The organism is Streptomyces sp. NPDC045998 (assembly GCF_056430285.1).
On the sequence record NZ_JBWKLJ010000003.1, the window covers coordinates 289,884 to 308,668 of the forward strand.

Sequence of the window (18,785 nt, forward strand, 5' to 3'; positions counted from 1 at the left end):
ACCCCTTCCCGATGTCGCTTCTCAACACCCCTCTCCACGAGCTGGACCCGGACGTCGCCGCCGCCGTCGACGCCGAGCTCCACCGCCAGCAGTCCACCCTGGAAATGATCGCCTCGGAGAACTTCGCTCCGGTCGCGGTCATGGAGGCCCAGGGCTCGGTCCTGACCAACAAGTACGCCGAGGGCTACCCCGGCCGCCGCTACTACGGCGGCTGCGAGCACGTCGACGTGGTCGAGCAGATCGCCATCGACCGCATCAAGGCGCTCTTCGGCGCCGAGCACGCCAACGTGCAGCCGCACTCCGGCGCCCAGGCGAACGCCGCCGCGATGTTCGCGCTGCTCAAGCCGGGCGACACGATCATGGGTCTGAACCTCGCGCACGGCGGGCACCTGACCCACGGCATGAAGATCAACTTCTCCGGCAAGCTCTACAACGTCGTCGCGTACCACGTCGACGACAAGACCGGCCAGGTCGACATGGCCGAGGTCGAGCGCCTCGCCAAGGAGCACAAGCCGAAGCTGATCGTGGCCGGCTGGTCCGCCTACCCGCGCCAGCTGGACTTCGCCGCCTTCCGCCGCGTCGCGGACGAGGTCGGCGCGTACCTCATGGTCGACATGGCGCACTTCGCGGGCCTGGTCGCGGCCGGTCTGCACCCCTCGCCGGTGCCGCACGCCCACGTGGTCACGACGACGACGCACAAGACGCTGGGCGGCCCGCGCGGTGGTGTGATCCTGTCGACGGCCGAGCTCGCCAAGAAGATCAACTCCGCGGTCTTCCCCGGCCAGCAGGGCGGTCCGCTGGAGCACGTGATCGCCGCCAAGGCCGTGGCGTTCAAGGTCGCCGCGAGCGAGGAGTTCAAGGAGCGCCAGCAGCGCACCCTGGACGGCGCGCGCATCCTGGCCGAGCGCCTGGTCCAGCCGGACGTCACCGAGCACGGCGTCTCGGTCCTGACCGGCGGTACGGACGTGCACCTGGTCCTGGTCGACCTGCGCAACAGCGAGCTGGACGGCCAGCAGGCCGAGGACCGGCTCCACGAGGTCGGCATCACGGTCAACCGCAACGCCATCCCGAACGACCCCCGGCCCCCGATGGTCACCTCGGGCCTGCGGATCGGCACCCCGGCCCTGGCCACCCGCGGTTTCCAGGCCGAGGACTTCCGCGAGGTCGCCGACATCATCGCCGAGACGCTGAAGCCGGACTACGACGCGGCCGCGCTCAAGGCCCGGGTCACCGCGCTCGCCGAGAAGCACCCGCTTTACCCCGGTCTGTAAACTCTTCAAGCGTTACGTAACGTACGCAACAGACTGAACTGCGGGGCACCGCGCACACTGAACAGTGAGTGCGGTGCCCCGTCTCTTGCCCCCGCTCACGCCCCACCCGCCCCACCCCGCGTTGTCCCTGCACCACCCCGGCAGACAGCGACGTCTTCCACACAAGGAGTCCCCCGTGGCCATCTCGGTCTTCGACCTGTTCTCGATCGGCATCGGCCCGTCCAGCTCCCACACGGTCGGCCCCATGCGCGCCGCCCGGATGTTCGCCCGCCGGCTGAAGAACGAGGGCCTGCTCGCCCACACCGCCTCGATACGCGCCGAGCTGTACGGCTCCCTGGGCGCCACCGGCCACGGCCACGGCACCCCCAAGGCGGTCCTGCTGGGCCTGGAGGGCAACTCGCCGCGCACGGTGAACGTCGAGACCGCCGACGAGCAGGTGGAGCGGATCAAGAGCGGCGGGCGCATCAGCCTGCTGGGCGTCCACGAGATCGCCTTCGACTTCGACGCCGACCTGATCCTGCACCGCCGCAAGGCGCTGCCGTACCACGCCAACGGCATGACCCTGTGGGCGTACGACGCCGAGGGCGCGACGCTGCTGGAGAAGACGTACTACTCGGTGGGCGGCGGCTTCGTCGTCGACGAGGACGCGGTGGAGGGCGAGAACCCGATCGTCCCCGACGACACCGTGCTGAAGTACCCCTTCCGCACCGGTGACGAGCTGCTGCGCCTCACCAGGGAGACCGGCCTGTCGATCTCCGCGCTGATGCTGGAGAACGAGAAGGCCTGGCGCACCGAGGACGAGATCCGCGCGGGCCTGCTGGAGATCTGGCGCGTCATGCAGGCGTGCGTGGACCGCGGCATGTCCCGCGAGGGCATCCTGCCGGGCGGCCTGAAGGTGCGCCGCCGCGCCGCGAACACCGCGCGCAAGCTGCGCTCCGAGGGCGACGCGCAGGCCCTCTCCATGGAGTGGATCACGCTGTACGCGATGGCCGTGAACGAGGAGAACGCCGCGGGCGGCCGCGTCGTCACCGCGCCGACGAACGGCGCCGCCGGCATCATCCCGGCGGTCCTGCACTACTACATGAACTTCGTGCCGGGCGCCGACGAGGAGGGCGTGGTCCGCTTCCTGCTGGCGGCGGGCGCGATCGGCATGCTCTTCAAGGAGAACGCCTCCATCTCCGGCGCCGAGGTCGGCTGCCAGGGCGAGGTCGGTTCGGCCTGCTCGATGGCGGCCGGGGCGCTCGCCGAGGTGCTGGGCGGCAGCCCGGAGCAGGTGGAGAACGCCGCCGAGATCGGCATGGAGCACAACCTGGGCCTGACCTGCGACCCGGTGGGCGGCCTGGTCCAGATCCCGTGCATCGAGCGCAACGGCATGGCGGCGGTCAAGGCCGTGACGGCGGCGCGGATGGCGATGCGCGGCGACGGCAGCCACAAGGTCTCCCTGGACAAGGTCATCAAGACCATGAAGGAGACGGGCGCCGACATGTCGGTCAAGTACAAGGAGACCGCGCGCGGCGGCCTCGCGGTGAACATCATCGAGTGCTGAGCCGCGGGCCGGCCGCACGAGCGTGAGGGCCCCGGCCGGGGCCCTCACGGTCGTCATCCTCAGTTCACCGGCACGCAGTCGGTCTGGGGTGGCTGTTTTAGGCCACCTGTGATCACTGTTCCTCACTGCAGGGTGAGCCGGGTGCTGATCCAGTGCGGGTCGGGCACCACCGTCAGCAGCGCGGACACCACCACGACCCCCGCGAGCACCGCCAGCTCGGCGCGGGCGGGGCCCGTCGCGTCGCCGGCGTGCCGGGCCCGGCGGCGGAGCATGCGGCGGCGGGCGGTCAGCGCCAGGGCGCTCGCCACCGCGACCAGGGCGAGCTTGGCGATCAGCACCCTGCCGTACGCGCTGGAGAGCACGACGTCGGCGGGCAGGCGCCGCAGCGTGGAGCAGGTTCCGGTGGCGGCGAGCGCCGCGTAGAGCCAGCCGGCGAGGCGCGCGTATCGCGTCAGGGCCTCGCGGGCGCCCCGTACGCCGCCGCCGCGCAGGTGCGCCACGCGCAGCACGTACAGCAGACCGCCGACCCACAGGGACCCGGCGGTGAGGTGGACCACGGTGAGCGCCGTGCCGAGCTCGGGTGTGTACGGCTCCGGGTGCGCGCGCAGCGCTTCGGCGCCGATCACCAGGGCGAGCGGCACGAGCGCCCAGAGGGGCCGGGCGCGGACACGACCGGAGGCGGCGCAGGCGGCCGCCAGGGCGAAGCCGTTCGCCATGAGGAGCAGCAGCCCGCCCTCGCGGGTGCCGTACGCGGCGGTGAGGTCGAGGTCGCTCACCGCGGCCAGCAGCACGATCTGCCCGGCCGAGGCGGCGGCCCCGCCGAGCGCCGCCCACACCGCCCACGACCGGGGCCTGGGCCCCTCTCCGACGAGCCGGGCACCGGCGAGCTCTCCGAGGTGCACGGCGAGGGCGGCGAAGACGACGGCGCGCAGCAGGGTGGTGGCCCCGGGGGCCGGGATGCGCAGCTCTCCGGTGCCGTGCGCGGCGGCGCGGGCGCCGTACAGGGCGACCGCGAGCGCGACGAGCGTGCCCGCGCCGGCGAGGAGCGCCGTACGCGTACGGCGCCGCCCGGATCGCCGGACGGCGCCGTCGGGAGAGCGGACGGTCACGCCTTGTTGAGGTGCGCCCAGAACTCGTCGAAGGTGAGCAGGCCGTCGCCGTCGCCGTCCTGGTTGTTGATGACGGCCTGGGCGACCGTCTCGGTGACGTTGAAGTCGCCGAGCTGCGCCATGACGCTCTTGTACTCGGCGGCCGAGATCAGCCCGTCCCCGTTCACGTCGAACCGCTCGAATGCCTTGCGCGCCGACTCGATGTCCGCCACAGGTCCACCCCTTCTTGGTGCATAACTGACGCCGGTCAGATTATCGGGACGGCTCGTGCACCCGGTCCGGGGGCCGTACGGCACCATGGAACGCATGAACGACGCAGTGGCGGAGATCCTGGCGGCGGCGGCGCGCGGGCACTTCCCGCCGGCCGACGGCTCGGTGACGGTGGTCCCGCAGCCGAACGTCCGGGACGCCGGGGTGCTGGCCTTCACCGCGCACTCGGTGGTCTTCACGGAGGAGGATCCGGACTGGATCCGCGCCACCCTCGCGGCCACCGCGAGCGACCCGCTGGCCGCGACCATGAACCCGGTGTTCCTGGCGGCGGTCCTGGCCCGTACCGGCCGCCACATGAACACCGTCGACCTGCTGACGGTCGCCCCCGCCCTGCCCGGCGCCCCGGAGCTCGCCCTGCGGGAGATCGTCGACCCCGACCACCCCCGCGTCGCGCGCGCGTGGAAGTTCCGCGACGACGTACGCGTCTGGGCGGCCGACGGCGGCGTGGTGATTCTCGGGCGGGGTGTCGCCGGGCGCTGGGAGGCGGCGGTCGAGGTCGACGAGGAGGCGCGCGGCGGCGGCCTGGGCACGGCCCTCGCCGTCGCGGCCCGCCGTCTGGTGCCGGGCGCGGCGGTGTGGGCCCAGCAGTCGCCGGGCAACGCCCGCAGCGTGCGCGCCTTCCAGGCGGCGGGCTACCGCCCGGTCGGCTCGGAGGCGCTGTTCATCGCCGCCTGAGAGGCGGTCAGCGGAAGACGCCGGTGTGGCCGAGCGAGTAGCGGCCGGGCTGCGGGTAGACCGCCAGGCCGTGCGGGCCGCCGCCGACCGGGATGCGGGCGAGCTGCTTGCCGGTCGTCGTGTCGATCGCGTACACCTCGGAGTCGTACCGCCCGGACAGCCACAGCACCTTGCCGTCGGCGGAGACGCCGCCCATGTCGGGTGAGCCGCCGTCCGGCAGGTGCCACTTCTTGGTGAGCGTGCCGCGCGCGAAGTCGTAGACGGAGACGGAGCCCTCGCCCCGGTTGGAGACGTACATCTCCTTGGAGTCGCGCGAGACGTAGAGGCCGTGGCAGCCCTTGCCGGTCGGCAGCAGTTTCGGCGGGGCGAAGGTGTCGCCGTTCAGCACCCACATGCCGTGGGCCATCATGTCGGCGATGTAGAAGGTCTTGCCGTCCGGGGAGAGCTTCACGTCCTGCGGCATGGCGCCCCGGAAGGGCAGCCGCTGCTGGCCGATCACCTTCATCTTCTCGGTGTCGACCTTGAGGAGCTCGCCGGAGAACTCGCACGAGACGATGAAGTACCGGCCGTCGGCGGAGAAGTCGGCGTGGTTGACGCCGTAGCAGGAGACGGGCTCGGTGTGGACGCGCTCCATGGTGTGCGGGTCGCGGAAGACGAGCTCGCGGTCGAGGGAGGCCATGACGACGGCGTACTTGCCGTTCGGCGTGAAGTAGAGGTTGTACGGGTCGTGGACCTCGACCGGCTTGCCCGCGACGCCGGTGCGCGGGTCGATGGGGGTGAGGGTGTGGCCGCGGTTGTTGTTCACCCAGAGCGTCTTGAGGTCCCACGACGGCACGACGTGCTGCGGCTGGACGCCGACCTTGATCGTCTCGATGACCTTGTACGTCTTCGGGTCGATGACCGAGACCGTGTTGGAGTTCGTGTTGGGCACGTACACGCGGGACGGGAAGCCCTTGACCACCGGCGAGAGCCGGTTCGGGCGGTCGGCCGCGTAGACGTCCTTCGGGTCGAGGAGCGGCGGCATGCCGGGGAGTCCACCCGCGGCCTTCGCCTTCGCCTTGGCCTTCGGTACGGCGGCGGGCGGGGCGGCCTTCGTCGACCGCGCCTCGGTGCGGTCGGTGCCGGCGCCGGCACAGCCGGCGAGGGCCGCGAGCACGGCGAGCGCGGCGGCCGCGAGGAGGCTCTTCGATCGCTGCGAGAGGGTCGTCACGCGACATGTATGGCGCGGGCGGGGCGGGTCGTAACGATGGGGGAAAGCCGGGATGCGGGCGAGTCGCCGAGGAATCAAACAGCGTGACCCATATTTATTCATGGTTTGGAAGGCGGGTGGCCTACCTCACCTGCGTTTCCGTCGCCCGATGTCCCGATTTACACACTATTGGGCCGGTAGGGTCGTTTGGCGACAAGGCCCCCCGTCTGCCATAGTCGGTGCACACGACCCCCATTGACCCGGGCGAGGTCGCATACGCGCCGTGGGCACACCCCACTCCCCGTTCACGGCGCTCCACGAGAAAGCCCCCGCGGCGCCGCATCACGGCGCGAGGGGGCTTTCCTCGTGTGTGCTCGCGGTGCGCGCTCGCGGTGTTCACCGGTCCGAGACGCGCATCTCGAACCAGGTGGTCTTGCCGCGCGGGAGCAGGTCGACGCCCCACCGGTCGGAGAGCTTGTCGACGAGGAAGAGCCCGCGCCCACTGGTGTCCATCTCGCGCACCGGCATCAGACAGGGCAGCCCGCGCGAGGGGTCGCGGACCTCGATCCGGATCCAGCCGCGCCGCCGCAGCATCCGCAGGCCGAAGACGCGGGCCCCGGTGTGGCGGACGGCGTTGCCGACGAGTTCGGAGACGAGCAGGATCGCGTGCTCGGCGATCTGCGGGCCGAGCGCCCACTGCCGCAGGACGACGCACTGCGTGAGCCGGCGGGCCGTGGCCGCCGACTCCGGCAGGGACGGCAGCCGCACCTCGTCCTCCGTCGGATTGCCGAACAGCTCCAGCGCCTTGAGCGCCTCTTCGTCGTCCGCGACCGGCACCCACCGCGCGGCGGTGGCGCTGCCGCGCTGCCGTGGTTGCTCCACACCTTCCAACCCCGCCATGCCCCCATCATGGCCGCCCGGCCGCCGCCGCGGGGGCGTTCCCGGGGAATCGGTCCGTTCCCGGCGGCGACCCCGGAGACCACTCTTGGCATATGCCTTCGGCATAAAGATCTCCCATGTGGCGTGTGACCTGCGGTGACGCAGGTCACACCCGCCCGGCGAACGGGGCCCGGGGCATACCCCCGGGCCCGTCCACCTCTCCGTCAAACCACCCACACGGCTGACACGCGAGGCCCCGGAACGACGGCAGACCGCAACAGGCCTGTGCTCAGAGGAACTTGGCCTTACCGGGACCTTCCTCCACGAAGCTGCGCATACCGCGCTCCCGGTCCTCGGTGGCGAACAGCCCGGCGAACCAGTTGCGTTCGATGGTCAGGCCCGTGTCGATGTCCGTCTCCAGACCCGCGTCGACGGACTCCTTGGCGGCGCGCAGCGCCAGCGCCGGGCCCTGCGCGAGCTTCGCGGCCCACGCGTGCGCCTGCTCGTACACCTCGGCCGCGGGGACGACACGGTCCACGAGCCCGATCGCCAGCGCCTCGTCCGCCTTCACGTGACGGCCCGTGAAGATCAGGTCCTTGGCCTTCGACGGGCCGACGAGCCGGGCCAGGCGCTGTGTACCGCCCGCGCCCGGGATGAGGCCGAGCAGGATCTCGGGCTGGCCCAGCTTGGCGTTCTCGCCGGCGATCCGGAAGTCGGCGCACAGGGCCAGCTCGCAGCCGCCGCCGAGCGCGTACCCGGTGACGGCGGCGACGACGGGCTTGGGGATGCGGGCGACGGCCGTGAAGGAGTCCTGGAGGGCCTTGGAGCGCAGCACCATGGCCGCGTGGTCCATCGCCTGCATCTCCTTGATGTCCGCACCGGCCGCGAACACCTTCTCGCCGCCGTACAGCACCACCGCCCGCACGTCGTCGCGGCGGGCGGCCTCCTCCGCGAGCTCGCGCAGGCGGTCCTGCGTGGCGATGTCCAGCGCGTTCATCGGCGGGCGGTCCAGGCGGAGGGTGCCGACGCCTTCGGAGACTTCGAGTGTGACTGTCATGCAGGGAAGGTTAGTGCCCGTTAACGGCAAGGGGCCCGGTGCCGTCGGTCACTTCCGCGGCACCGGGCCCCAGGGGCGGGGGGTTACCCGATCGGGCTTACTTGATCCACTCCGACCAGGACATGTTCCAGCCGTTGAGGCCGTTGTCCGGCTTGATCTGCTTGTCCTTGGAGTTCTTCACGATGACCACGTCACCGATGAGGGAGTTGTCGTAGAACCAGGCCGCCGGGGTGTTCGGGTCGCCCGCGCCGCGTGCGTCGCGCAGACCCACGCAGCCGTGGCTGACGTTGGCCGAGCCGAAGGTGGAGCTGGACGCCCAGTAGTTGCCGTGGACGAAGGTGCCGGACGTCGACAGACGCATGGCGTGCGGCACGTCCTTGATGTCGTACTCGCCGCCGAAGCCCACGGTGGCGCCGTTCATCCGGGTCACCTTGTACTTCTCGCTGATGACCATCTGGCCGTTGTACGTCGTCGTCGACGGCGCGCCCGCGGTGATCGGGATGGTCTTGATGAGCTTGCCGTCGCGGACGACCTTCATGGTCTTCTCGCTCGCGTCGACCGTGGAGACCTGGCTGCGGCCGATGGTGAAGGTCACCGTCTTGGACTGCTTGCCGTACACGCCCGGGCGGCCCTCGACGCCGTCCAGGTCCAGCTTCACGGTCACCTTGGTGCCCGCGGCCCAGTAGTTCTCGGGACGGAAGTCGAGGCGGTCGTTGCCGAACCAGTGGCCCTCGATGGGCACGGACGGCACGGCGGTCACCTTGATGGCCTTCTCGACGGCCTCCGGGTTGGTGATGCCGCGGGTGAAGTTGATCGAGACCGGCATGCCGACGCCGACGGTCGAGCCGTCCTCCGGCGTGTAGTGGCCGATGAAGGTGTTCTTCGGGACGAGGGTGGTGAACGTGGTGTCCTTGGCGGACTCACGGCCGTCGGCGTCCTTGGCGATCGCGTGCACCTTGTACTTGGTGCCGGAGGCCAGGTGCCGGACCGGCTCCCAGCTGGTGCCGTCGGCGGCCAGCTTGCCCTCGACCTGGTTGCCCTTGGAGTCGGCGACCGTGACCGTGGTCAGCTTGCCCTTCTCGGCGGTGACCTTCAGGGCCCCGCTGGTGGCGACCGACGCGGCGCCGTCCTTGGGCGTGACGGTGACGACCGCCTGCGAGGCCGCGTTCCCCACCGCGGCCGCGTCCTGCTTCTTGTCCCCGCCCTTGCCGCCGCCGCTGTCGGAGCCGCCGCCCCCGCACGCCGTCGCCAGCAGCAGCAACGCCCCCATGAGGAGGGCCGTGCCCTTGCGCTTGCCCGTGCCCGTGCGGCGCGTGCCGCCCGCTCCGGCCGATGCCCCCGATATCGGCTGCCCGTTCACTGTGGTGTTCTCCCCTCGCACCGGCCTGGCACCGCCACGGCCCGCACCCCCGCGCGCTTCAACCGCGCGCACCGCGTTAGATAATCACATCGCGGGCACCACGAAGCGCCCTCGAATGTCACCGTTCAGTCCCAACTTGTCCAGGACGTGAACGGGCCATGCGGGGCGCGCTCGGGCGGTCGGGGGTGAAGTCGGGGGTGCGGGGAGCACTCAGGACAGCGCGGAGCCCGCCTTCCAGCGCTTCCAGTCCATGTTCCAGCCTCCCAGACCGTTGTGGGCGGCGACCGTGCGGTCGCGGGAGTTGACGACTTCCACCACGTCGCCGATCAGGGTGCGGTCGAAGAACCAGCCCGCCGGGGTGTCCGGACTGCCGCCCTTCACATCGCGCAGGCCCACGCAGCCGTGGCTGACGTTCGCCGCGCCGAACGTCGACGCCGGGGCCCAGTAGTTGCCGTGCAGGAAGGTCCCCGAGTCGGTCAGCCGCATCGCGTGCGGCACGTCCTTGATGTCGTACTCGCCCTTGCCGGTCTTCTTGTCCGTGAAACCGACCGTGGCGCCGTTCATCCGCGTCACGTCGAAGAGCTCGCTGACCACCATCTTGCCGTTGTACGTGGTCGTCTTGGGCGCCCCGGCCGTGATGGGCAGCGTGGTGACGAGCCGGCCGTCGCGCCGCACCTCCATGGTGTGCTCCTCGGCGTCCACCCGGGACACCTGGGAGCGGCCGATGGTGAAGCCCACCGTCTTGTGCTGGATGCCGTACACGCCGGGCGCCGCCTCGACGTCGCGCAGCCGCAGCTCGACGGTGACCCGCGTGCCCGGCTTCCAGTACGCGCGCGGCCGGAAGTCCAGCCGGTCCTTGCCGAACCAGTGGCCCGCCACCTCGACCGGCGGCCGGGCGGTGACCCGGATGGCCCGCTCGACGGCGGCGCGGTTCTCGATGGGGCGGTTGAAGCCGAAGGAGACGATCATCCCGGTGCCGACGACGGAGCGGTTCTCGGGCTTGAAGTAGCCGATGAAGCGGTGCTCGGGGACCAGGGTGGTGAAGGTGGAGTGCCGCGCCGAGCGACGGCCGTGCCCGTCCAGCGCGACGGCGTCCACGCTGTACTTGGCCGCCAGCTCCAGGCGCGTGCCGGGCGCGGGGCGCCAGCGCAGCCCGTCCTCGGAGAGCGAGCCGGGCACCTCGGCCGGCCGGTCGTCCTCGACCTTCCTCACCCGGACGCGCTCCAGCCGGCCGCTGGGCACGCGCACCTCCAGGCGGCCGTCCGGCGCGACGCCCTTGGCGCCGTCCTCCGGGGTCACCCGGATGGTGTCACCGGGCGCCCGGGCCTTGTCCCCGACGCCGAGGTCCAGCGAGGCGCCTGCGGTGCAGGCCGCCAGGCCCGCCACCAGCCCCGCCACCAGTCCTGCCCATGTCACGGCCGCGGCCGTGCCGAGCCCTGCCCGTCTCAGTACGTGTTTCACGATGCGCCCAACGAGTGCGGCCTCCAGGGGAAACGTCGGTGCGGGCCATGTTGGGAGCCGGGCCCTGCGGGCAGAACAGGTGGAGGACCATGTGCGGACGAGCCGCGGCCGGGACGCCGCGGCTCGTCCGCACATGGTCCGGAAGCCGGGGCGAGTGAGCCGAAAGGGCGTGGCGGTGTCGAAAGGGAGAACGCGCGGAGGTTCCGAGGAACGAGGAACCGAGCACGATCGACCGTCGACACCGTCTTAGGCGCCCTGGAGGAGAACCGAGCCCTTAAAAAAGGGGAGCCGCGGGAGGCCGCAGGTGTCGAGCGCAGCGGAGCAGGAGGCGGTGCGGCGTGCGCGGAGCGCGCACGGTGCGCCGCGAGTGGTACGCGAGCTGAACGGGCGCCATAGGACGGCCCCGGGGCCACCGGTGTGGCCGGGGGCGCCGACGCCGCTGGGGGCGCGGTTCCGGGTGGGGCCGGACGGCGTCGCCGGAACGAACTTCGCCCTGTGGGCGGGCGGCGCGGAGGCGGTGGAACTCTGCCTGTTCGACGAGGACGGCACGGAGCGGCGCTCCGCGCTGACCGAGCTGACCCACCAGATCTGGCACGGCTTCGTGCCGGGCGTACGGCCCGGGCAGCGGTACGGCTTCCGGGTGCACGGGCGCTGGGACCCGTGGACGGGGGCGCGCTGGAACCCGGCGAAGCTGCTGCTGGACCCGTACGCGCGCGCGGTGGACGGTGACTTCGCCCTGCCGGCGGAGGTGTACGGGCACGTACGGGACTGGCCGGACCAGCACGTCGCCGACACCGTGCGCGACGACCGCGACTCCGCGCCGCACGTCCCCAAGGGCGTGGTCGTCCACGATGACGACGACTGGGCGGACGACCGGCGGCCGAAGACGCCGTGGGCGGACTCGGTCATCTACGAGCTGCACGTGAAGGGCTTCACCCGGCGCCACCCGGGCATCCCGGAGGAGCTGCGCGGCACGTACGCGGGCCTCGCCCATCCGGCCGCGATCGAGCACCTCGTACGGCTCGGGGTGACGGCGGTGGAGCTGCTGCCGGTGCACCAGTTCGCGCACGAGGACCACCTGCTGCGGCGGGGGCTGCGGAACTACTGGGGCTACAACTCCATCGGCTACTTCGCGCCGCACGCCGCGTACAGCGCGTCCGGCACGGCCGGGCAGCAGGTCGGCGAGTTCAAGCGGATGGTGAAGGCGCTCCACGCCGCGGGCATCGAGGTCATCCTCGACGTGGTGTACAACCACACCGCCGAGGCGAGCGAGCTGGGCCCGATGCTGTCGCTGCGCGGCATCGACAACCGCGGCTACTACCGGCTGGCCGCCGACCCCCGCCGGTACGCCGACTACACGGGCTGCGGCAACACCCTCCACGTGGTGCAGCCGCACGTGCTGCGCCTGATCACCGACTCGCTGCGCTACTGGGTCACCGAGATGGGCGTGGACGGCTTCCGCTTCGACCTGGCGGCGGCGCTGGCCCGCTCCATGCACGACGTCGACATGCTGTCGCCGTTCCTCGCGACGATCGCCCAGGATCCGGTGCTGCGGCGGGTGAAGCTGATCGCCGAGCCGTGGGACGTGGGCAGCGGCGGCTACCAGGTGGGCGCCTTCCCGCCGCTGTGGGCGGAGTGGAACGACCGCTACCGGGACGCGGTGCGGGACTTCTGGCGCGGCGCCCTGCCGGACGTGCGGGAGATGGGCTACCGGCTGTCCGGGTCCAGCGACCTGTACGCGTGGGGCGGGCGGCGTCCGTACGCCTCCATCAACTTCGTCACCGCGCACGACGGCTTCACGCTGCGCGACCTCGTCTCGTACGAGCGGAAGCACAACGAGGCGAACGGCGAGGGCAACCGGGACGGCACGAACGACAACCGGTCCTGGAACTGCGGCGCGGAGGGCGAGACCGACGACGAGGGGGTCAACGCGCTGCGGCGCCGGCAGCTGCGGAACCTGCTCACCACGCTGCTGCTGTCGACGGGCGTGCCGATGCTGGTCGCGGGCGACGAGATGGGCCGTACGCAGGGGGGCAACAACAACGCCTACTGCCAGGACAACGAGCTCGGCTGGGTCGACTGGTCGCTGCCGGAGCAGCCGGGACCGCGCGGTCTGCTGGAGCTGACGACCCGGCTGCTGGAACTGCGCCACACCCATCCGGTGCTGCGGCGCCGGGCGTTCTTCTCGGGCCGGCCACAGGCGGCGGACGGGCTGCGGGACCTGGCGTGGTTCACCGCGCGGGGCGAGGAGATGACGGAGGGGGACTGGTACGCGCGGACCGCGACGATCGGCCTGTACCTGTCGGGCCGGGACATCCCGGGCCGCGACGCGCGCGGGGAGCCGGTCACCGACGACAGCTTCCTGGCGATCCTGCACGCGGCCGCCGACCCGCTGGACTTCCGGCTGCCCGGCCCGCCGTGGGCCGCGTCGTACGAGCTGGTGGTGGACACCTCGCGGGAGGACCAGGCGGAGGCGCCGGGGACGGTGCACGAGGGTGGCGGTGCCCTGACGGTCCCGCCGAGGTCGGTGCTGCTGCTGCGCGTCCGGGAGTGATGCGGAAGCAGGCCTGATCCAGGGCCGGTCGGCCGAAAACCAGGCGAGCGATGTCAGTGGTGAACCGTAGGCTCGGTGCTGATGGCTGACCATGAGACCAACCGTTCGAGCGTGCGCTCGTTGCTGCGCCTGTGGCCGTACGTGCGGCCGGTCCGGGCGCGGCTGTCCGTCGCCGCCCTCGTCGCCGTGGTGGCGTCCTGTCTGAGCCTGGTCATCCCGCTCGTCCTGAAGTGGATCGTGGACGGTCCGGTGACGGAGCGCGATCCGGACGGGGTGTGGCTGGGGGCCCTGGTGGTGCTGGGGCTCGGCATCGCGGAGGCCGCGCTGTTCGGGCTGCGGCGGTGGCTGGTGGCGCGGCCGCTGGCCGGGGTGGAGGCGGCGATGCGCGCCGACCTGTACCGGCATGTGCAGCGGCTGCCGGTGGCGTTCCACGACCGGTGGGCGTCGGGACAGCTGCTGTCGCGGGCGACGACGGACCTGTCGCTGCTGCGGATGTTCCTGGCGTTCCCGCTGACGTTCCTCTTCGTCAACGGCGTGACGGTGCTGGTGGGCTGCGCGGTGCTGCTGGCGCAGGACCTGGTGCTGGGGCTGGTGCTGCTGGTGCCGGTGGTGCCGCTGATCGTGGTGTGCGCGCTGTTCGAGACGCGGTACTCGGTCGCCGCGCGGCGCGCGCAGGACCAGGTGGGCGATCTGACGACGGTCGTCGAGGAGAGCGTGCTCGGCATCCGGGTGATCAAGGGCTTCGGGCGGCACCGCAGCCAGGCCCGGGCGTTCCGCGCGCTGGCGCGGCGGCTGCGCGGTACGGAGCTGGTCAAGGCACGGCTGCTGGCCGCCATCTGGGCCGTCATCACCGTCGTACCGGAGCTGGCGATCGGCGCGGCGCTGGTGCTGGGCAGCGTGCGGGTGGCGGACGGGGAGCTGTCGGCGGGGACGCTGGTGGCGTTCCTGTCGACGGCGCTGGCGCTGCGCTGGCCGGTGGAGTCGATCGGCTTCCTGCTGGCGATGAGCCAGGAGGCGGCGACGGCGTCGGACCGGTACTTCGAGGTGATGGACGAGCCCGAGGAGGACGGCGGCGGTGCCGCGCCGGCTTCCCCGTCGTCCGGGGGGCTGCGCTTCGAGAACGTCTCCTTCCGCTATCCGGACGCGCCGCCCGACGCACCGCCGGTGCTGGCCGGTGTCGACCTGTGGGTGCGGCCCGGCGAGACGATGGCGCTGGTCGGCGCGACCGGCTCCGGGAAGACCACGCTGACCGCGCTGGTGCCGAGGCTGCACGAGGTGACGGGCGGCCGCATCCTCCTCGACGGGGTCGAGGTGGCGGCCCTGCCCCGGGAGCGGCTGCGCGAGCTGGTGTCGGTCGCCTTCGAGGAGCCGACGCTCTTCTCGGCGACCGTCGGCGAGAACGTCCTGATGGGCGCCGGCCCGGCGGGCGCGGGCGAGGCCGAGCTGCGGCGGGCGCTGGAGGTGGCCCAGGCGGACTTCGTGGGCGCGCTGCCGCACGGCACCGCGACGCAGGTCGGCGAGCAGGGCCTGAGCCTGTCGGGCGGCCAGCGCCAGCGGCTGGCCCTGGCCCGGGCGGTGGTGGGCCGCCCGCGCTTCCTGGTGCTGGACGACCCGCTGTCCGCGCTGGACGTGCACACCGAGGGCCTGGTCGAGGCGGCCCTGCGCGAGGTCCTGCGCGACACGACGGCCCTGGTGGTGGCGCACCGGCCCTCCACGGTGCTGCTCGCCGACCGGGTGGCCCTGCTGTCGGAGGGCCGCGTCGCGGCGGTCGGCACGCACCAGGAGCTGCTGCGGACGAACGCGGAGTACGCGTGGCTGATGTCGGGTGCGGAGACGACGAGGGGCGGTACGCGGTGACGGAGACGGAGGCGGGCCTCGACGGCGCGAGGCCGGCGGACGGCACCCGCGAGGACGCGAAGGTCCCGGGGGCGGCCCCGGGGTCGGCACCGGCACCGTCGGCGCCCGGCGGCGGCGACGCGTTCGACCGGGACGCGCTGCCCGCCGCGCGCGGGGCGACGGGTGCGCTGCTGCGGTCGCTGCTGCGGCCGCTGCGCGGGCGGGTCGTGGTCGCCGCGCTGCTCCTGCTGGTGCAGCAGGCGGCCGTGCAGGCGGGACCGCTGCTCGTCGCGTACGCCATCGACACCGCCGTGCCGGCGCTGCGGCGCGAGGCGTACGGGCCGCTGGTCGCGGTCGGCGCCGGGTACGCGGCGTGCGCGGTGGGGGCCGGGCTGCTCCAGTACGCGTTCATCCGGGCGTCCGCCCGGGTCAACCAGGACGTGCTGCTGGACCTGCGGGGCCGGATCTTCCGGCACGCGCAGGCCCTGAGCGTCGACTTCCACGAGCGGTACACCTCGGGCCGCCTGATCTCGCGCGCCACGACCGACGTCGAGGCGCTGCGCGAACTGCTCAGCGAGGGGCTGCAGGAGCTGGTCGGCGTCCTCGTGTCCTTCGTCTCCATCGCGCTGCTGCTGCTCTGGCTGGACCTGGGCATGGGCGCCGTGGCCGTCGCCTCCTTCGTCCCGCTGTACCTGCTCGTACGGCTCTACCAGCGGCGCGCGGCGGTCGCGTTCAGCGCGCGGTCCACCGCGATCTCGTCGGTGATCGTGCAGTTCGCCGAGACGATGAACGGCATCCGGCCGGTGCGGGCGTTCCGCCGCGAGCGGGCCAACGACGCGCGCTTCGGTGAGCTGAACCACCGCCACGAGCGGCGCAACGGCGACGCGATCCTGGAGATGGCCCGCTATGTCGTCGGCTCGCGCCTGGTCGCCAACACGGCGGTCGCGGGCATGGTCCTGTGGGGCGCGTACCGGGTGGCGGACGGCACGCTGGCGCTGGGGGTGCTGGCGGCGGCCGTGCTGTACGTGCGCCGGCTGTACGACCCGATCGACCGGCTGGCGATGTTCCTGAACTCGTACCAGTCGGCGGCCGCGTCGCTGGAGAAGATCGCCGGGCTGCTCGCCCAGACCCCCACGGTCCCGGAGCCCGCCGCGCCGCGCGCCCTGCCGCCGTCGCGGTCGGAAAGCCCGGGCCGGGAGGTGGTCTTCGACGGCGTCCGGTTCGCGTACCGCACGGGCGGCGAGGTGCTGCCGCGCTTCGACCTGACGATCCCGGCGGGGCAGACGGTCGCGGTGGTCGGCGCGACGGGCGCGGGCAAGTCGACGCTCGCGAAGCTGCTGGCCCGCTTCTACGACCCGACGGACGGCCGGGTCCTCCTCGACGGCGTCGACCTGCGCCGGCTGGCCAACGCCGAGCTGCGGCGCGGCGTGGTGATGGTGACGCAGGAGGCGTTCCTGTTCTCCGGGACGGTCGCGGAGAACATCGCCCTGGGCCGCCCGGACGCGAGCCGCGAGGAGATCGAGCGGGCCGCGAAGGCGATCGGCGCCCACGACTTCATCGCGGCCCTGCCGGACGGCTACGACACCGACGTACGCAAGCGGGGCGGGCGCATCTCGGCGGGCCAGCGGCAGCTGGTCTCCTTCGCCCGCGCCCTGCTCGCCGACCCGGCGGTGCTGATCCTGGACGAGGCGACCAGCTCCCTCGACATCCCGGGCGAGCGGGCCGTGCAGCGCGCGATGGACACGGTGCTGAACGGCCGCACGGCGGTGGTGATCGCCCACCGCCTCTCCACGGTGGAGATCGCCGACCGCGTGCTGGTGATGGAGGCGGGCCGCATCGTGGAGGACGGCCCGCCGGCCGAACTCATCGCGGGCGAGGGCCGCTTCGCGGACCTGCACCGCGCGTGGCGGGACAGCGTGGTGGGGTGAAACCCTCTTAGAGGCGCGACACGTCGAAGGCCGAGGTGTGGGCGCTCGGGGTCGTGCCGGCCATGCCGCCGGGGGCGTAGAGACAGGTATGGGCGACGTCGTCGGAGCAGGGTGCGGCGGTGGCGCCGAAGCCGAAGCGCGCCTCCGGGAGGGACGGGACGGCCGACCAGCTGTTGGTGCGCGGGGCGAAGATCTCCGTGGTGGCGACCGCGGTCATCTGGGTGGAGGGCGACCCGCCGATGCCGTACACGCACGTGGTGCCGACCATCGAGGTGGAGCCCGGGCACGGGCCGGACGTCACGCCCATGGCGCGGCGGGCGGTCGGGGTCGAAGGGAGCTTCACCCAGGCGCGGGACTCGGGGTCGAAGACCTCGACGGTGCTCAGGGGCTCGGCGGTGTCGGCGCCGGTGCCGCCGACGGCGTACACGCAGGACGGCGCGGTGGAGATCACGGCGCGGGGGCAGGTCGCGGCGGTGACGCCCAGGCTGCGGCGGGGGCTGGGGAGCTGGGGCAGCGTCGTCCAGGTGTTGGTGGCGGGGCTGTACGCCTCGACGGTGGCGAGGGTGGTGACGGTGCTGCCGGAGCCGGTGCCGGGGACGTGGGCCCCCTGGCCGGAGCCGGTGCCGGTGCCCGGGGCGGGGTCCTTGTCCGGGGCCGGGTCCTTGGCGGACGCGGATGCCGGGGTCTTCGCGGGGGCCGTGCCCGTGCCGGTGCCCTTGGCGGCGGCCTGGGCCGCGGCGTGGCCGGCCGCGCTCGTGCCGCCGGCCGCCGACCCGCTGCGGGCCGCGCCGCCGACGGCGTACACGCACAGGCCGCGCAGGGACGTCTCGCCGGGCGGGCACGCTGCGGTCGCCGCGCCGAGGAAGGCGCGGGCGCTCTTCATCCCGGGGACGGTCGCCCATGTGTTGGTGGCCGGGCTGTACGCCTCGACCGTGGTGAGGGAGCCGCCGCCGTTGGTACCGCCGACCGCGTACACGCAGGTGCCGCGCAGCGCCTTGACGCCTCCGGGGCAGGGCGCGGTGGCGGCCGCGAGGCCGGAGCGGCCCACGGTCATCGAGGGCAGCTTCGCCCAGGTGCGCTTTTCGGGGCTGTACGCGTGGAGCGAGAGCGCCGCTTCGAGGGGGTGGCCGCCGACGACGTACACGCACTGGCCGTCCCCGAGGGCGCCGACGGCGTCGGGGCAGGGCGCCGTGGTGGTGCCGTGTCCCGTGCGGGCGAGCTTCATGTCGGGGACGGGCACCCAGTCGCCGCCGTCGGCGTGCGCCGGGGAAACGGAGGCGGTGAGCGCGGACGTCACGGCGGCGGCGAGGAGCCACCGCCGCCGACGCCGTCCGCTGGGCGTACGCCCGGGGCCTCTGGAGAAGATCCGCACCTTGATCCCTGCCTTCTGTTCCGACGTTCTGATGGGGCATTCGGGACCATTAAGACATCGCGCCCCCCGACACGCGGGGCGGGCGGCGACCGAACGACTGACGCGGTGCGGCCGGAAGACGGGCGGGGCGGAACGAGCCAGAGTTTCCGCCCGGCCACCCCCACGGGGGCGCGCACACCGGCGCGGGAGGCGCTCCAGGGCACGCGCCCCGGCGCTCCCGGCGCATCTGACGAAACGTCCGCTTAACGAACATGACGATGCGAGCAACGGACGATTTC

14 protein-coding genes are annotated in these 18,785 nt (G+C 72.7%); 6 read left to right on the forward strand and 8 right to left on the reverse strand.

Going from position 1 to position 18,785, the window contains the following annotated elements:
- Positions 1–11: 11 nt before the first annotated feature.
- Together glyA and AC07FJ_RS10335 are read left to right on the forward strand one after the other, a co-directional pair.
- The gene (gene glyA, locus AC07FJ_RS10330) at positions 12–1,271 is read left to right on the forward strand and encodes a serine hydroxymethyltransferase (protein WP_361418731.1); all 1,260 of its coding nucleotides are present in this window, start codon (positions 12–14) and stop codon (positions 1,269–1,271) included.
- Positions 1,272–1,446: 175 nt separating this feature from the next.
- Positions 1,447–2,817 carry an L-serine ammonia-lyase gene (locus AC07FJ_RS10335; protein ID WP_479047380.1) on the forward strand — a complete coding sequence of 457 codons (1,371 nt, stop codon included), beginning with the start codon at positions 1,447–1,449 and terminating at the stop codon, positions 2,815–2,817.
- A 122-nt stretch (positions 2,818–2,939) separates the two neighbouring features.
- On the opposite strand, the gene AC07FJ_RS10340 is transcribed toward AC07FJ_RS10335, so the two are convergent.
- Together AC07FJ_RS10340 and AC07FJ_RS10345 are read right to left on the reverse strand one after the other, a co-directional pair.
- Positions 2,940–3,926, reverse strand: a complete 987-nt coding sequence (locus AC07FJ_RS10340) for a CopD family protein (RefSeq protein ID WP_479047382.1) — start codon at positions 3,924–3,926, stop codon at positions 2,940–2,942.
- Positions 3,923–4,138 (reverse strand): EF-hand domain-containing protein, encoded by a 216-nt coding sequence (locus tag AC07FJ_RS10345; RefSeq protein WP_355358579.1) that lies wholly within the window; start codon positions 4,136–4,138, stop codon positions 3,923–3,925. The genes AC07FJ_RS10340 and AC07FJ_RS10345 overlap by 4 nt, the downstream gene beginning before the upstream one ends.
- Positions 4,139–4,232: 94 nt before the next feature.
- Here AC07FJ_RS10345 and AC07FJ_RS10350 point away from each other — a divergent pair, with 94 nt between their 5' ends.
- Positions 4,233–4,871: an N-acetyltransferase gene (locus tag AC07FJ_RS10350; RefSeq protein WP_479047385.1), complete on the forward strand. Its 639-nt coding sequence runs from the start codon at positions 4,233–4,235 to the stop codon at positions 4,869–4,871.
- A 7-nt stretch (positions 4,872–4,878) separates the two neighbouring features.
- Here AC07FJ_RS10350 and AC07FJ_RS10355 read toward each other — a convergent pair whose 3' ends face one another.
- The 5 genes from AC07FJ_RS10355 to AC07FJ_RS10375 form a co-directional block, all read right to left on the reverse strand.
- Positions 4,879–6,081 (reverse strand): YncE family protein, encoded by a 1,203-nt coding sequence (locus tag AC07FJ_RS10355; protein ID WP_479047388.1) that lies wholly within the window; start codon positions 6,079–6,081, stop codon positions 4,879–4,881.
- Positions 6,082–6,456: 375 nt separating this feature from the next.
- Positions 6,457–6,960, reverse strand: a complete 504-nt coding sequence (locus AC07FJ_RS10360; RefSeq protein ID WP_361418749.1) for an ATP-binding protein — start codon at positions 6,958–6,960, stop codon at positions 6,457–6,459.
- 268 nt (positions 6,961–7,228) lie between these two features.
- Positions 7,229–7,996, reverse strand: a complete 768-nt coding sequence (locus AC07FJ_RS10365; protein WP_355358588.1) for an enoyl-CoA hydratase/isomerase family protein — start codon at positions 7,994–7,996, stop codon at positions 7,229–7,231.
- 97 nt (positions 7,997–8,093) lie between these two features.
- Entirely contained in the window at positions 8,094–9,356 is a 1,263-nt protein-coding gene (locus AC07FJ_RS10370) for a L,D-transpeptidase (RefSeq protein WP_479047391.1), read from the reverse strand.
- A 210-nt stretch (positions 9,357–9,566) separates the two neighbouring features.
- Entirely contained in the window at positions 9,567–10,817 is a 1,251-nt protein-coding gene (locus tag AC07FJ_RS10375) for a L,D-transpeptidase (RefSeq protein ID WP_479047394.1), read from the reverse strand.
- A gap of 304 nt (positions 10,818–11,121) precedes the next feature.
- Here AC07FJ_RS10375 and glgX point away from each other — a divergent pair, with 304 nt between their 5' ends.
- The 3 genes from glgX (at position 11,122) to AC07FJ_RS10390 (ending at position 17,135) form a co-directional block, all read left to right on the forward strand.
- Positions 11,122–13,371 (forward strand): glycogen debranching protein GlgX, encoded by a 2,250-nt coding sequence (glgX, locus tag AC07FJ_RS10380; RefSeq protein WP_479047397.1) that lies wholly within the window; start codon positions 11,122–11,124, stop codon positions 13,369–13,371.
- Between the two features lie 81 nt (positions 13,372–13,452).
- Positions 13,453–15,228: an ABC transporter ATP-binding protein gene (locus AC07FJ_RS10385; protein WP_479047400.1), complete on the forward strand. Its 1,776-nt coding sequence runs from the start codon at positions 13,453–13,455 to the stop codon at positions 15,226–15,228.
- Positions 15,225–17,135 carry an ABC transporter ATP-binding protein gene (locus AC07FJ_RS10390; protein ID WP_479048293.1) on the forward strand — a complete coding sequence of 637 codons (1,911 nt, stop codon included), beginning with the start codon at positions 15,225–15,227 and terminating at the stop codon, positions 17,133–17,135. The genes AC07FJ_RS10385 and AC07FJ_RS10390 overlap by 4 nt, the downstream gene beginning before the upstream one ends.
- A 7-nt stretch (positions 17,136–17,142) precedes the next feature.
- Here AC07FJ_RS10390 and AC07FJ_RS10395 read toward each other — a convergent pair whose 3' ends face one another.
- Complete coding sequence (locus tag AC07FJ_RS10395) at positions 17,143–18,507, reverse strand: Kelch repeat-containing protein (protein WP_479047403.1); 1,365 nt, start codon at positions 18,505–18,507, stop codon at positions 17,143–17,145.
- Between the last annotated feature and the right edge of the window lie 278 nt (positions 18,508–18,785).

Excerpts from the sequence above, each read along its gene's own strand:
- glyA (WP_361418731.1), top strand. The coding sequence starts at position 12 with ATGTCGCTTCTCAACACCCCTCTCCACGAGCTGGACCCGGACGTCGCC.
- AC07FJ_RS10350 (WP_479047385.1), top strand. The coding sequence starts at position 4,233 with ATGAACGACGCAGTGGCGGAGATCCTGGCGGCGGCGGCGCGCGGGCAC.
- AC07FJ_RS10360 (WP_361418749.1), bottom strand. The coding sequence starts at position 6,960 with ATGGCGGGGTTGGAAGGTGTGGAGCAACCACGGCAGCGCGGCAGCGCC.
- AC07FJ_RS10365 (WP_355358588.1), bottom strand. The coding sequence starts at position 7,996 with ATGACAGTCACACTCGAAGTCTCCGAAGGCGTCGGCACCCTCCGCCTG.
- AC07FJ_RS10385 (WP_479047400.1), top strand. The coding sequence starts at position 13,453 with ATGGCTGACCATGAGACCAACCGTTCGAGCGTGCGCTCGTTGCTGCGC.